General features: G+C 36.3%; 15 protein-coding genes, 1 tRNA gene and 1 pseudogene. 9 read left to right on the forward strand and 8 right to left on the reverse strand.

What is annotated here, in order from left to right; genetic code table 11:
- The 3 genes from ON09_RS02565 to ON09_RS02575 all read right to left on the reverse strand — a co-directional run.
- Positions 1-554 (reverse strand): putative sulfate exporter family transporter (locus ON09_RS02565; RefSeq protein ID WP_010599495.1); only part of this gene is annotated, 554 nt, incomplete at its 3' end.
- An 11-nt stretch (positions 555-565) separates the two neighbouring features.
- Positions 566-1090, reverse strand: coding sequence for a DinB family protein (locus tag ON09_RS02570; RefSeq protein ID WP_010599496.1), 525 nt, complete (start codon positions 1088-1090; stop codon positions 566-568).
- An 85-nt stretch (positions 1091-1175) separates the two neighbouring features.
- The gene (locus tag ON09_RS02575) at positions 1176-1412 is read right to left on the reverse strand and encodes a hypothetical protein (protein WP_010599497.1); all 237 of its coding nucleotides are present in this window, start codon (positions 1410-1412) and stop codon (positions 1176-1178) included.
- A gap of 151 nt (positions 1413-1563) precedes the next feature.
- On the opposite strand from ON09_RS02575, the gene ON09_RS02580 reads away from it, so the two are divergent.
- The 6 genes and pseudogenes from ON09_RS02580 (at position 1564) to ON09_RS02605 (ending at position 5301) form a co-directional block, all read left to right on the forward strand.
- Positions 1564-1635 (forward strand) — tRNA-Cys (locus ON09_RS02580).
- A 16-nt stretch (positions 1636-1651) separates the two neighbouring features.
- Positions 1652-2440: an SDR family NAD(P)-dependent oxidoreductase gene (locus ON09_RS02585; RefSeq protein WP_010599498.1), complete on the forward strand. Its 789-nt coding sequence runs from the start codon at positions 1652-1654 to the stop codon at positions 2438-2440.
- A gap of 214 nt (positions 2441-2654) precedes the next feature.
- Positions 2655-3461: a phytanoyl-CoA dioxygenase family protein gene (locus ON09_RS02590; RefSeq protein WP_010599499.1), complete on the forward strand. Its 807-nt coding sequence runs from the start codon at positions 2655-2657 to the stop codon at positions 3459-3461.
- Positions 3462-3624: 163 nt separating this feature from the next.
- The gene (locus ON09_RS02595; protein WP_010599500.1) at positions 3625-4302 is read left to right on the forward strand and encodes a CDP-alcohol phosphatidyltransferase family protein; all 678 of its coding nucleotides are present in this window, start codon (positions 3625-3627) and stop codon (positions 4300-4302) included.
- Positions 4295-4753, forward strand: a complete 459-nt coding sequence (locus ON09_RS02600; RefSeq protein ID WP_010599501.1) for a GtrA family protein — start codon at positions 4295-4297, stop codon at positions 4751-4753. The genes ON09_RS02595 and ON09_RS02600 overlap by 8 nt, the downstream gene beginning before the upstream one ends.
- Positions 4754-4871: 118 nt before the next feature.
- Positions 4872-5301, forward strand: a pseudogene (locus ON09_RS02605) (DUF4833 domain-containing protein).
- Positions 5302-5303: 2 nt separating this feature from the next.
- Here the strand turns inward: ON09_RS02605 and ON09_RS02610 are convergent.
- Both ON09_RS02610 and ON09_RS02615 read right to left on the reverse strand, forming a co-directional pair.
- Entirely contained in the window at positions 5304-6386 is a 1083-nt protein-coding gene (locus ON09_RS02610; protein WP_010599503.1) for a fatty acid desaturase family protein, read from the reverse strand.
- 151 nt (positions 6387-6537) lie between these two features.
- Positions 6538-7398 carry a PAS domain-containing protein gene (locus ON09_RS02615; protein WP_010599504.1) on the reverse strand — a complete coding sequence of 287 codons (861 nt, stop codon included), beginning with the start codon at positions 7396-7398 and terminating at the stop codon, positions 6538-6540.
- A gap of 209 nt (positions 7399-7607) precedes the next feature.
- Between ON09_RS02615 and ON09_RS02620 the strand changes: the two genes are divergently transcribed.
- The 3 genes from ON09_RS02620 (at position 7608) to ON09_RS02630 (ending at position 9897) form a co-directional block, all read left to right on the forward strand.
- Entirely contained in the window at positions 7608-7877 is a 270-nt protein-coding gene (locus ON09_RS02620) for a hypothetical protein (protein WP_010599505.1), read from the forward strand.
- A gap of 30 nt (positions 7878-7907) precedes the next feature.
- Positions 7908-8408, forward strand: coding sequence for a peptide-methionine (S)-S-oxide reductase (locus tag ON09_RS02625; protein ID WP_010599506.1), 501 nt, complete (start codon positions 7908-7910; stop codon positions 8406-8408).
- Between the two features lie 220 nt (positions 8409-8628).
- A complete protein-coding gene (locus ON09_RS02630; RefSeq protein ID WP_010599507.1) occupies positions 8629-9897 on the forward strand; it encodes an Hsp70 family protein in 1269 nt (422 codons plus the stop codon).
- A gap of 326 nt (positions 9898-10223) precedes the next feature.
- On the opposite strand, the gene ON09_RS24015 is transcribed toward ON09_RS02630, so the two are convergent.
- The 3 genes from ON09_RS24015 to ON09_RS02645 form a co-directional block, all read right to left on the reverse strand.
- Positions 10224-11000 carry a helix-turn-helix transcriptional regulator gene (locus tag ON09_RS24015; protein WP_010599508.1) on the reverse strand — a complete coding sequence of 259 codons (777 nt, stop codon included), beginning with the start codon at positions 10998-11000 and terminating at the stop codon, positions 10224-10226.
- A 295-nt stretch (positions 11001-11295) separates the two neighbouring features.
- Entirely contained in the window at positions 11296-11493 is a 198-nt protein-coding gene (locus ON09_RS02640) for a cold-shock protein (protein WP_010599509.1), read from the reverse strand.
- Positions 11494-11499: 6 nt separating this feature from the next.
- Positions 11500-11685 carry a cold-shock protein gene (locus tag ON09_RS02645; RefSeq protein ID WP_010599510.1) on the reverse strand — a complete coding sequence of 62 codons (186 nt, stop codon included), beginning with the start codon at positions 11683-11685 and terminating at the stop codon, positions 11500-11502.
- Positions 11686-12008: the final 323 nt, after the last annotated feature.

A 12008-nucleotide genomic window follows, 5' to 3' on the forward strand; every position in this document is an offset into this window, starting at 1 on the left:
ACGTACACACTTACTAAATCAGCTGAAAGTATGGTGGTCCCTAAAATAACCAGACCAGTTTTGATATAAAATTCTGACCGAACGGCTTCTTTTAACCACTGCGGAAGTTGGACCAAATTGCCCAGTAAAATTCCAATCAGCAAGGCGAAGACTACATATTCCAAACCGTAATAAGAAACGTTTTTATTTCCTCCAATCAGGAACGCGAAGATTGAAACAACATAAATAAAAGTGAAACCAAGTATGAATCGCTTAACCTTTCCTCCTGATAACGCAATAGCGATAGTTGTTAATGAGAGGAACACAACCCAAACACCAAATATTTTCAAGATGTTATCTGCTGAAAATATTTTTGCTGAAAGATCATCTAATGTAGCCCATTTATAAACCGGCAGATCAATTGTGTAACCTAGCCCGTAGAAATATATAACTAACGAAATCAAAAATCCACCTAAAATCACAGCCCACCAATCTTCAGTGAGGTAGCTTAGAAAAGGCTTCTTTTCGGTATGATAATTATCTTGAATAGGCTGTTCATCTAAAGAAATAGACATGAGAAGGGGTATTAGAGATTTATTGCTTGATTATTTTGTTTAACTACTGCGGCGGTAACCATCAACTGACCCAGATGGCGCATGGTGTGCTCTGCTCCATGAAAAAGTAATCCTAAAACAGTAGAAGGTAACCCGGCACGACCAATGTCCCTGAATGCTGTAAGTGTTTGCACATCAGTTTCATAAAGTTGTTGCATCGCTTTAAGCACCTGTTGATCAAAACGATGAATGAGGTGCTGCACTGAATAGCCAGCAAAACTATCTTTCCCCTCTTCTTCTAATTGTTCAAATTGAAAAGGTATTAAAGCCTCTGCCCGGGCGTAAGTGAAAACACGGTCTAAAACTCCGGATAAGTGCTGTAAATGAAACCCTACTGAAGCCATTCCAGCTGGTTTAGTCCACAGCAGTTCAGCCGGAAAATCAACTAAATAATCATGCAACTCTTCCTGCGCTTGCAAAATTGCATGCCCAACTGGTTGCAATAAAGGTTCAAGATCAGGTAAAGGTCCTCTCTGCCAGACTTCTAATTTCGCCATAATGGTTTTTTCTACTGGCTAATCTATGAAATTGAGTGCGAGCCTATGGCATATCAAGCGTTAATTTTACAGACATGATCTAATTTTAATCAAGTCTCCATTTCTGCAAACCCTGTTGTACACCTGGAATTTTTTCTTCCAGCTCTGTTTGAAGATCTTTAGAAATATTTAAAAATTCAAATGCTTTTTTGCCGTTAGAAAGTTTAAGTTCACCCCCAGCCAGTTCAATCCGCTGAATGAGATCCTTCCCTAGTTCATGTTCAATAAGGTATTTTTTCGCCTTATTCTTTAAGTTGTCTTGAAATTGTCCAATTGTAGCCATATCGTCTTTTTAAATAGTGAATCGATGCAGCAAATGTATTAAAAAATAAAAAGACTACAAAATCTATAGACATTATATTTTTTATTATATCTTTGCTTCATCATTTGATAGAGCCTGGCAGTTTGCATACACGCTTTACTTTTGATTGTATAGTCATGTGGCCGAGTGGTTGAGGTACAGGTCTGCAAAACCTTTTACGGCGGTTCGAATCCGCCCATGACGTCTACTAGAAATAAAATATGACTACATTGCAAGGAACATTTGCCTTGGTTACCGGAGCAAGCAAAGGATTGGGCAAAGCGATTGCAACTGAACTGGCAAAAAAAGGTTACCATCTTTTACTGGTTGCTCGCTCGGAAAACGAATTGGCTAAACTGAGCGAGGAATTACAAACCGGTTATGGTATAAAAGCACTTTATTTTCCAATTGATCTTTCACAACAAACTTCTGCAAAAACCGTAAGCGAATGGGTGGAAAAAAATGACTTTCCGGTTTCCATACTGATCAATAATGCCGGCTATGGTTTATGGGGAAGATTTGATGAGCTACCGCTCGAAGATCAAATTAACATGTGCCACTTAAATATCGATGTTGTAGTAGAACTTTCCTATCTCTTAATTCCCCGCCTATCCCGATCTGATAAGGCTTATATTTTAAATGTATCGAGCACTGCTGCATACCAGGCTGTTCCAACACTGGCAGTTTATGCTGCCACAAAATCATTTGTGCTGTCATTTAGCAGAGCATTAAGATTTGAACTAAAAAACACAACGATAGCAGTAAGCTGTTTAAGCCCCGGACCAATTGATACAGGATTTGCGCACAGGGCCGGACTTGATGCCTTTAGCAAGATGGCTGAGAAGTTTAATATGCAGTCTGAAGAAGTTGCTAAAATTGCGCTGAAAGGTTTATTTGCTCATCAGCCGGAAATTGTTCCGGGTTTTACAAACTGGATAAGCGTTTTCGCAAACCGGATTTTGCCAAAGGCATTCATCGAAAAAATGGCAGCAGGAATTTATAAAACTTAAAGATTTTTTGAAAAAATTGTACCTGATATTCTTTGGAATATTAAAAAAATGTTACGTTTGTATTAAATACTACTAAATCTATAGATTATGTATAATAAAACAATCTTGTTTTATTTCACTTCAGCACAGAACCACTCGCGAATGCGAATGTGCTGTTGTTGCGCATAATTCTTCTTCCAACCAATTTATTTTTCTTTACCTAAACTTTTGAACCATGGCTTCATCTTATCCAACCTTTACCCTATCTGATCAATTAACCAGCGAACAAATTGATTTCTTCAATGCTCACGGCTTTATCCATTTTAAGAATTTTATAACAAAATCTACCGTTTCCTCTATTATACATGCTTCAAAAGAAGTGGAGCGAAACTGGGTTGAAAATGATATCAAGAAAGTAAATGGTGTGCCAATTAAATACGGAAAAGATTTAAACGGAGAAAAAATTGTACAAAGGTTTGCATTTATCAACCAACACCATATGACATTAGCAGGCTTACTCCTAGATCCCCGTATTACCGCTTTACTGCCACTCGCAGGAGAAGGTTCCCGTTTAGGTACCGAAGAAAAAGATGGGATGGTTTTCAATCATTACATCAACGGGCCTGAAAGTACTTTTACTAAAATGGGCTGGCATACGGATGGATTAAGAGATATTTTTTATGGAGGCAAACTTAACCCGATGCTTAATGTAGGCATCCATTTAAGCACACAAACAGAATCAAACGGTGGATTAAAGATTATTCCCGACACCCATAAACAAAGTGTTTATCAAATGCTTTTTCGTAAAAAATACTTTTTAGATAATAAAGCAGATAAGGATGAGGTTTCGATTTTACCCGAAGCGGGTGATTTGACTATCCATGATGGAAGGTTGTGGCATCGTGTTGCACAATCATCCATACGTGGAGAGGAAAGTCGCAGGCGAGTAATTTACATCCCTATTATTGCAGGCAAATATGCGCCGAAAAATGAGAATAGTCCAACCGTTTTTTATCAGCGTTTCGCTGGAATTGTGAAGTAATAACATGGTATTTATATTGATATTCAGCTATCTGGCTAAAACTGGAAAACTACAAAAACAAGTTTCTGGCTTCAAAGCTTTCAAAAGAAGAATTGGTTCAAAAATCTTTCGTCCTGAAGCCGCAGTTATATTAGGATGCAGCGTTTTAATTTATTAAAATTTGATGAGCGACACACACGCACAGCGAGAAAAGATTTTTGCCGATCGGAAGAGAACCAACATCCTGAGAAATGGTGAGCAGCGTTTCATTCATTTTTTATTAAAACAGATGCCGGAATTTGTATCGCCAAACATATTAACGGGCATTGGATTACTGGGTTCAATAACTGTTTCCGTATCATTTATATTGGCCATAAGCAGTAATAAGTATTTTCTGCTGTTAGGAATTTTGGGTCTTTTTATTAACTGGTTTGGCGATTCGCTTGATGGAAGGCTGGCCTATTACCGGCAAACTCCGCGAAAATGGTACGGTTTTGCGCTTGACATCATCATGGATTGGGCAAGTATTGTTCTAATCGGATTAGGTTACTTTTATTATGCGGAAGCCCCAGCAAAAGTTTTAGCTTTCTTTTTCGTGGTGTTTTATGGCTGGTCGATGATTATTTCTTTGCTACGTTATAAAATTACTGATGTTTACCGCATCGATTCCGGTATATTCGGCCCTACTGAACTTCGAATCATCATCGCTTTTATTCTTTTGCTTGAACTTTTATTGGCCGGATCGCTTCTGTATTCTGCGATTTTAATTACGATTACCTTGCTTGTGGTTAATATTTTGGATACCATGGAATTGCTGCGTTTTGGAAATGAACGTGATAGGAAGGATAAAATGAATGATTAAAAAAAAATCTGTCAACGTTTTTCTCAAAGCACAACTTTCAGCCTTTTCAGGCGGCGTTACAGATTATGGAATGATGATCTTGCTCACCGAGAAGCTAGGAATTCATTTTACGGTATCAATTCTCATATCTGGTTCTTTAGGAGGAATGGTTAATTTCTGCATCAACCGCTATTGGGCTTTTAAGGATCAATCGGCTTATGCTTCATCTGCAAAAATGCAATTCTTCCGGTTTTTCAGCGTAGTGCTTGGAAGCATTACATTAAAATCAACAGGAACCTATTTGCTACACCGGGCTTTCAACCTGGATTACCGTATTGGGAGATTATTAATTGATAGTATAGTCTCTTACGGATTTAATTATCCGATGATGAAGTTTTGGGTATTTAAAACCAAAAAGAAAAAACATCAGCAAAATTTTGATAATAATATTAATGTCCATGCAGCTCAATAGGACTTATTTGCGTTCAGCCACGCTTGCGCTGCTATTGCTTTTATTAGCTGGCCAGTTAACAGCGCAAATATCAGACCCCTCTCCTATCAATTTTCCTATCCCAAAAAACATAGAAAATATGCTGTTTTATTTACAGCGAGATCCAAATACCAACACACTTATTTATGCTTTAAACTTACAGGAAAATGGAAGCATTAATCGCTCACAACCTGTTTCAATTTATTGGCTTCGTTACGGCGAACATGGAGAGAAAAAAGAATTGGGATATATCCAGAAGAAATTTGCCTACGGCTTAGTGACTAAGGAAATTGCAAAAGATAAATTCGAACTAAGATTTGTTTCACATAAAACATTGCCGCTTTATTTAAGCAAGGTCGGTGAAAAATATACTGTTACGGTGGCCGTTAACGGGAAAACAATTAAGATCAACCGTTTTTATTCGGATAGTTGGTGGTTCGTTTTGGCTACCTAATGTGCGGTACGCTTTAATTGAAGGAATTGATTTGGTCACAGGAAAATCGCTAGCAGAAAAAATCACCATTAAATAGCATTAAACAGCTGGACTACCCATTTTTTTGAGCATCCGGTAATGAGAAGCCAAAGCCGATGAGAAAGTTGCGTTTTCATGATAAGGAATGCCATATTCTAAGGCTGTTTTCTTTACGATAACGGATATCCACCCATAATGAATATGACATACTTTTGGGAATAGATGGTGTTCAATCTGCCTGTTTAAGCCACCAAGGAAAAATGCAGCAAACGGACTATCCGCAGCAAAATTTGCCGTAGTATGCATTTGATGTTCAGCCCAAGCTTCCTCCATGTTTCCTGAATGATTAGGCACCGGAAAAGCTGTACCTTCTACAACATGAGCAAGCTGAAAAACCAAGCCCATTGTAATTCCCTGAGCGATATGAAGCAAAACAAAGCCAACCAAAACCTGCCACCAGGCTAAATCGGTAATTAAAATTGGAAGAACGATGAAGAGAAAGTAATAGAGAAACTTGTAAAAGAAAAGATTAAAATACTCAATTTTGGGATGAATGTTTTCTCTGGCACCTATATTTTTCTGAAAGAATTTCTTGTAATCCTTGCGTAGCACCCATGAGATTGAAGCTAAGCCATATAATGGAAATGCGTACCATTGCTGAAAACGCTGATGTGACTTCAATTCATCTTCATTACAGATGCGGATTAATCCCGGTGCAATCTCAATATCTTCATCATGTCCTGGTATATTGGTGTAGGTGTGATGAACTACATTGTGGGTAATATTCCATACATAAGGACTAGCGCCGAGTAGATGAAAAATCATTCCAAGCAACTTATTAACTTTTTTATTAGCCGAGAAAGCGCCATGAATGGCATCGTGGCACACATTAAAACCAATAAATGCACAGGTTACTCCCAAGGCTAAAGTAAGTGGAGCGAGATATATCCAGTTTAACCCAGAAAGTAGAATGCTGAGATATAATATGATAAATAGGCTTAAAAAAATGGAAGTCTTCATCCACATCAAACTGTTGGCATTAATTCCCAATCCACGATTGTGAAACTGTTCATTTACCTTTTGTCTGACTTCTGAATAAAAATTTACTTTTCCTGATGCAGGGAATTTTGTGATGATCTTCATATTTCTCGTTTACCGTACCCGCTGCACAGGGGCGATACTCCGAGTTCATCAAGATGCGCATCTTAAATTAGATGACGTGTAAATATATGAACGTAAACTGAGATTGTTTAGTTTTTAAATAAAGTAATAAGTGTACATAAAATTACAGCCCCTAACCGGGTAACAATTCGTTTCTACTTTTTACCAAATCAGAAACATCAGTAGCAATAATCATGATCGAATTCGTTGTACCCCGATCATTTTTCAATGGTTCATATATAAAATTGAAATAACAATCTACTTTCTGGCCATCTTTCTCTAAAATAGCTTTCGCTTCCTTGCCAATATATCTCTCACCGGTGGTGTAAACACGATCGAGTATTTCAAGATAAGGTTGATCTTGCAGTTCGGGTAAACCTGCCGCTAAAGGTTTTCCTAGAACGGTTTTATCTTTACCCCAAAGCTCAAGAATTAAATTATTTGCCATTTCGATCTTAAGTTGGCGATGACGCAAAACACCAAAGGCAATAGGTGCCTTTTCTAAAAAGCCACTTATTTTGGTTTTAGACTTTGATAAGCTTTTTCCTAATTGAAATGTAGCCGTAAAAGCCTGACTGAGTTCTTCATGAGCCAAATTTAAATCTTCGTACAATGTATCAAGCTCATTTCGGTGACTTGCTATTTCTTTAGCAGAGATATCAACCTGTTGTATCAGCGCAGCATATTCTTCCAGAAACTGAAATTGTTTAACAATGTTGGCCGCAATAATTTCCAATATCTCTTTTCCATGTGCTTCTAAGCCGTCTGCTCTAATATCTTTTATTATTATTTCTCCTATCAACTGGTTAGAAGCATTAATTAGAGGCTTCAGGAGATGACTTTCCGCTTTCAAACCTGGAGCCTGCAGCGCCTGTTTATGGATATTGATTTCTACTAGATCTGAGTTAAATACGGTTTTTAAAAGCCTGATATGTTGTTCCAGTAAATCATCCTTTTCAAATTTTAAAAATTTACGTCCTTGTTTACTGTCCATTTTCTGCTTTTTTGATAAATCGTTTTAATTAACGACTAAATATCTTTCTTGTTAAGGTAGACAATATTCATACCCCAAACACGAATACTAAAATATAAATCTTGATTATGATGTTAATACGACTTTAAAAGAAAATAACTCTTTTTAGGAATGCTTTTGATTGTAACTATTAGCCTTTGGCAGATGTTAATCTTAAAAATCAAATACTCATGTATCCAAATCACGAACTTTCGGTTTTGAGAAGACGTTTACTTGAAAAAATTGGTTCTACAACTTTAGGCCCTGGCGATTGTTCTGAAATATCAGTCCAAATATTCGTAAAAACTGGTTATTACGTAAGCAGGTCTACTATTAAACGCATTTTCAGCACCGCACCGAACTTATCAGATTCTTCACCTTTTGTTAAGAACGCCATTGGCAGTTTTTTGGGTTTCGACCATTGGGAAGCTTTGAAACAAGCTATTGATAGAGAAAAGTAAATGTTGCGGATTTAATTTTAGATTTAACGAATGGAAAAAATTGGATTTGGGGGTAGCTGCCACTGGTGTACTGAAGCAATATTTTTATCTGTTAGAGGTGTGGTGAAGGTTGAACAAGGTTGGATTTCGTCAACAGGCAGTGATCATGAATTATCTGAAGCGGTTATTGTGCATTACGCAGAAGAAATAATTGAGTTAAAATCATTAATCGAAATACATCTCCATACGCACAGTTGTACCGCACAACACTCCATGCGTGTGAAGTATCGCTCGGCCATTTATGTATTTAATGATTTGCAGCAACAACTTGCGAATGATGCCATTGTAACACTACAGTCTGATTTTGCACATCCCATCATTACAAAAGTTATCCCCTTTAGGCAATTTAAGCTCAATCAAAATAAATACCTAAATTACTATTATGGTAACAGGGAAAAGCCCTTCTGCCGAAATATTGTAAGTCCGAAACTTAAAGCACTTATCGATTCGTTTCCTCATTTGGTAAATAAGGATAAAATGAATTTATCTTAAATTTGTAGCGGACGATCCCCTCGAAATTCAGGCGCTTAATGCCATAATATTAAATCGAATTATTGTATTAGAATAATTTTTACAACCTTTGCGCCTTGCAAGGCAATTTGTTTCTGCAAACATACAAGCCTGTTTACTTCGGCTTAAATATTGTTCAGCCTTACTGAACTAAATCCTGCTTAAAATAAGGATCACCAAACATTAAAATATTTCGTTTACCATGAGCAAGTTTTTGTACGGCATTGATTTTGGCACAACCAATTCTGCGCTATCTATTTACGATGAAGAAAAAAAGGAAATTATAGATACAATTTCCATTCCCTCTTTGATCTATTTTACCGAAACAAAAAGTTTTGTTGATGGCGAAAGTCATATTGTTGGAGAAAAAGCAATTGAAAGTTATTTAAATGACGGGATGAAAGGGCGTTTCATTAAATCAATCAAACAAATCCTCTCTCGAACCACCTTTACAGAGACCAGAATTCATAATAAGCGATACACAGCTGCCGATTTAGTGACACCAATCCTCAAAGATCTGAAATCGAAGGCAAATAAAATTATAAATGGAAACTGTAGCAAAGCCATCATTGGAAGACCTGTGTTTTTTGATGATGATAATTCGCAAAGAGATACTTTGGCGCAAACGAGATTAAAGAAAGCCGCTGAAAACGCTGGCTTTACTGATGTGCGCTTCCAGTTTGAACCGATTGGCGCTGCCTTTGCTTATGAAAAAACGATTAATAAAAAAGAACGGGTATTAGTAGCTGATTTAGGTGGTGGAACAACCGACTTTACTTATCTTATCCTCGATCCGGCAAAGGTGGGTAGTAAAGATCGAAAAAATGATATGATCGCATCAGGTGGTATTTATATTGGTGGAGACAGTTTAGATTCTGCTTTTATGTGGGATAAAGGAACGCCATATTTTGGAAAAAACACAACTTACGAAGCCACACCCGGCAAGGTTTTAAACGTTCCGAAATCGCTTTTCGCAAATATTTGCACCTGGGATAAGATGAACTTTTTTAATGGACTAAAAATCCAAAAAGAAATAGAAGAGTACTACTATTATTCTGGCAATGATCCAAAATTTAAAAACCTAATTACCCTGATTGAAAATAATTTAGGCTATTCTTTATTCAGAGCGATAGAGAAAACGAAAATCGAGCTTTCTGATTTACCCGTTTCCAATTTTGAGTATTCCAGCTTGGGAATAGATATTGATGAACAAATCAAATTAGATCAGTATAATGCCATTATTGAAAAAGACGTTTTAAAGATCGAAGCTTATCTTAACCAGTTTATGAATATTTATCACATCAACCCTGAAGAAATTGATTGCCTGTTTTTAACAGGAGGAACCTCAATGGTTTCAGCCATACAACAACTATTTAGACGCCGGTTTCCGCATATCCCTTTAAACTCAGGCGATAATTTTAAAAGTGTGGCGAAAGGCCTCGCCTACAGTGGTTATTTGTTTGAAGATTAATGATTGGCTTACCGGAAAGGCAGTCTCGGTGTTTCGACGGAAACCTAAGCATCTTTCCCCTAACCTAATTTAATAGTTTCTGAAGAAATTATTACAGATGACTGGTACTACTACTCATATTTAGTAGATTTTGGAATATTATTTCCAATTTGTGTTAGTTTTTTTAATTTAGCACTAAATTAATGCGACTGATAAAAGCATGAAGCAGTTAGCAATATTTTACGCGTGTGGCGCTTTGGCAAAATATGTTGTGAGGTACGGAAAACCTGGATTCTTGGAAGAAATTTATCCTTATGATTAACATTTCTTTGACGGTCGCATTAATTTTATCCTAAATGGCTAAATTGATTTACCGTTACTCCTTTGTATCTTCTAAAGGTAGAATGAAAGTTTGAAGTTTGTTCAAAGCCTAAAATCTTCGCAATCTCATCAACGCTATGATCTGAATGAAGCAACAACATTTCGGCCTCTCTCATGATCCGATCTTTGATCAGGCTGGATAAACTTTTGCCTAAAACTTTACTTAAAAACAAGTTAAGCTTTCTGCTACTGATCCCCATTCCCTGGGCATAAAACTCAATGGACCGCTCCGTTTTGTAAAACTGTTCTAATATCGCTCTGAAACGAAGTACCTGCTGTAACTCATCCAATGAAAGTGCAGCTAAATAACCATCCAAATCCGAAGTATACCCTAAAAATAGCGATAGATATTGAGATAGGTAAGCTACATCTCTCCTTGCATCTACTTCTTTACGCAGCTGCTCAATGAGGCTAGTTGTTTTTTTAAACTCATTCGCATCCAGGTCTCGGTAAGAAAGTTTCAAAAAAAGATTTTTGGCGAGGGGATCTAAGTGCTGCAATAAAAATTCAGCGTATAATATGCTGCTAAACGTTAGCCAATAAGCAAATTGTATTTCGCCGTCTAATCTTACCAGTCCCTCTTCAGGAATAAAAAATATTCGTCCGGCAATCAATTTATGATCACCAGAATTCATGTGCAGGTATCCTTCCGCTTCTTTAATTACTAAAATACGCATTGGAAAAGCTGCTGGCAAAGCTTTTTCCCTTTTATAAAATCCTTTAATCACCTCAAGTTGTATCATATCAACTTAGATTTTAAAGTGTTTAGTGAGAGATCGTTTATCATTATAAATTAGTGTGGTTTCTAAGACTACCAACGCACATTAAAAGTTACATTAATAAATTGTTAATCTAAACCAAATTTCCTGTTGCTGTAACGAAATCAATGGTTCAATAAATTCTTGCGCAAACATAAATAATATTATAGTTTTGATTGGCTTGTAGCTAAAATTCTAAGCTATCAACAATAAATTCCTAGGCAAAAAAAAAGCAAACTAATAATTAAGTTTGCTCATTTTGTTTAATTTGATGAATCTTTCAGGATTTTAATACTATAACCTTTACTACTTCAACATTGTTGGCAGCGAAATTGAGATCGAAAAGTACAATATTTTGCGTTTGAATTTTATCTATTAATCCTTTAGCCGAAACGATTAAATCCTTTCCTCCATTAGAAGGTGTAATTAATCCTAGTCCTTTTTCATCATCATAATACTTTACAGTTCCGAGTCTCATAGTATATTACACTAGTTTAACATTAACTGCATTTAAACCTTTTTTGCCCTGAGTTACTTCGAACTCTACCTGGTCATCTTGATTAATTTTATCAACTAATCCTGTAATGTGTACGAAGATCTCTTCTCCGTTTTCTGACTTAATGAATCCAAAACCTTTTGACTCATTATAAAATTTTACTGTTCCTTGCATTTAATTTAGAAAGTTTAGATTTCTAAACATAGCAAAATGAAAAAAGTTTAAAAAATGTAATAGATTTTTACGGCGTTTTAATAGATGAAGGGTAGTACCTGGCGGTTTAACCTAAAATATTCTTTTAATTGTTTGATATACTGTATCACAATTCCTGCAAAAAAGAAATTCTGAAAGCTTAAGAAGTGAGTATTGCCAGATTATTCTGCTATATTTTCTTACTCGCAAAAATTATCCAAAAAACTGTAATACCACTAAGTATAAAAATAATCCCCAATATTAAATTCATTCTGTCATCCATCTTTGTAAGCTACAAAAAATAT

Origin of the sequence: Pedobacter agri PB92 (assembly GCF_000258495.1) — a bacterium.
Lineage (GTDB): Bacteria > Bacteroidota > Bacteroidia > Sphingobacteriales > Sphingobacteriaceae > Pedobacter > Pedobacter agri.

What these genes read in the sequence shown, in the direction of transcription:
- ON09_RS02570 (WP_010599496.1), bottom strand. Translation starts at nt 1,090, where the DNA reads ATGGCGAAATTAGAAGTCTGGCAGAGAGGACCTTTACCTGATCTTGAA.
- ON09_RS02575 (WP_010599497.1), bottom strand. Translation starts at nt 1,412, where the DNA reads ATGGCTACAATTGGACAATTTCAAGACAACTTAAAGAATAAGGCGAAA.
- ON09_RS02585 (WP_010599498.1), top strand. Translation starts at nt 1,652, where the DNA reads ATGACTACATTGCAAGGAACATTTGCCTTGGTTACCGGAGCAAGCAAA.
- ON09_RS02590 (WP_010599499.1), top strand. Translation starts at nt 2,655, where the DNA reads ATGGCTTCATCTTATCCAACCTTTACCCTATCTGATCAATTAACCAGC.
- ON09_RS02595 (WP_010599500.1), top strand. Translation starts at nt 3,625, where the DNA reads ATGAGCGACACACACGCACAGCGAGAAAAGATTTTTGCCGATCGGAAG.
- ON09_RS02600 (WP_010599501.1), top strand. Translation starts at nt 4,295, where the DNA reads ATGATTAAAAAAAAATCTGTCAACGTTTTTCTCAAAGCACAACTTTCA.
- ON09_RS02610 (WP_010599503.1), bottom strand. Translation starts at nt 6,386, where the DNA reads ATGAAGATCATCACAAAATTCCCTGCATCAGGAAAAGTAAATTTTTAT.
- ON09_RS02615 (WP_010599504.1), bottom strand. Translation starts at nt 7,398, where the DNA reads ATGGACAGTAAACAAGGACGTAAATTTTTAAAATTTGAAAAGGATGAT.
- ON09_RS02620 (WP_010599505.1), top strand. Translation starts at nt 7,608, where the DNA reads ATGTATCCAAATCACGAACTTTCGGTTTTGAGAAGACGTTTACTTGAA.
- ON09_RS02625 (WP_010599506.1), top strand. Translation starts at nt 7,908, where the DNA reads ATGGAAAAAATTGGATTTGGGGGTAGCTGCCACTGGTGTACTGAAGCA.
- ON09_RS02630 (WP_010599507.1), top strand. Translation starts at nt 8,629, where the DNA reads ATGAGCAAGTTTTTGTACGGCATTGATTTTGGCACAACCAATTCTGCG.
- ON09_RS24015 (WP_010599508.1), bottom strand. Translation starts at nt 11,000, where the DNA reads ATGATACAACTTGAGGTGATTAAAGGATTTTATAAAAGGGAAAAAGCT.
- ON09_RS02640 (WP_010599509.1), bottom strand. Translation starts at nt 11,493, where the DNA reads ATGAGACTCGGAACTGTAAAGTATTATGATGATGAAAAAGGACTAGGA.
- ON09_RS02645 (WP_010599510.1), bottom strand. Translation starts at nt 11,685, where the DNA reads ATGCAAGGAACAGTAAAATTTTATAATGAGTCAAAAGGTTTTGGATTC.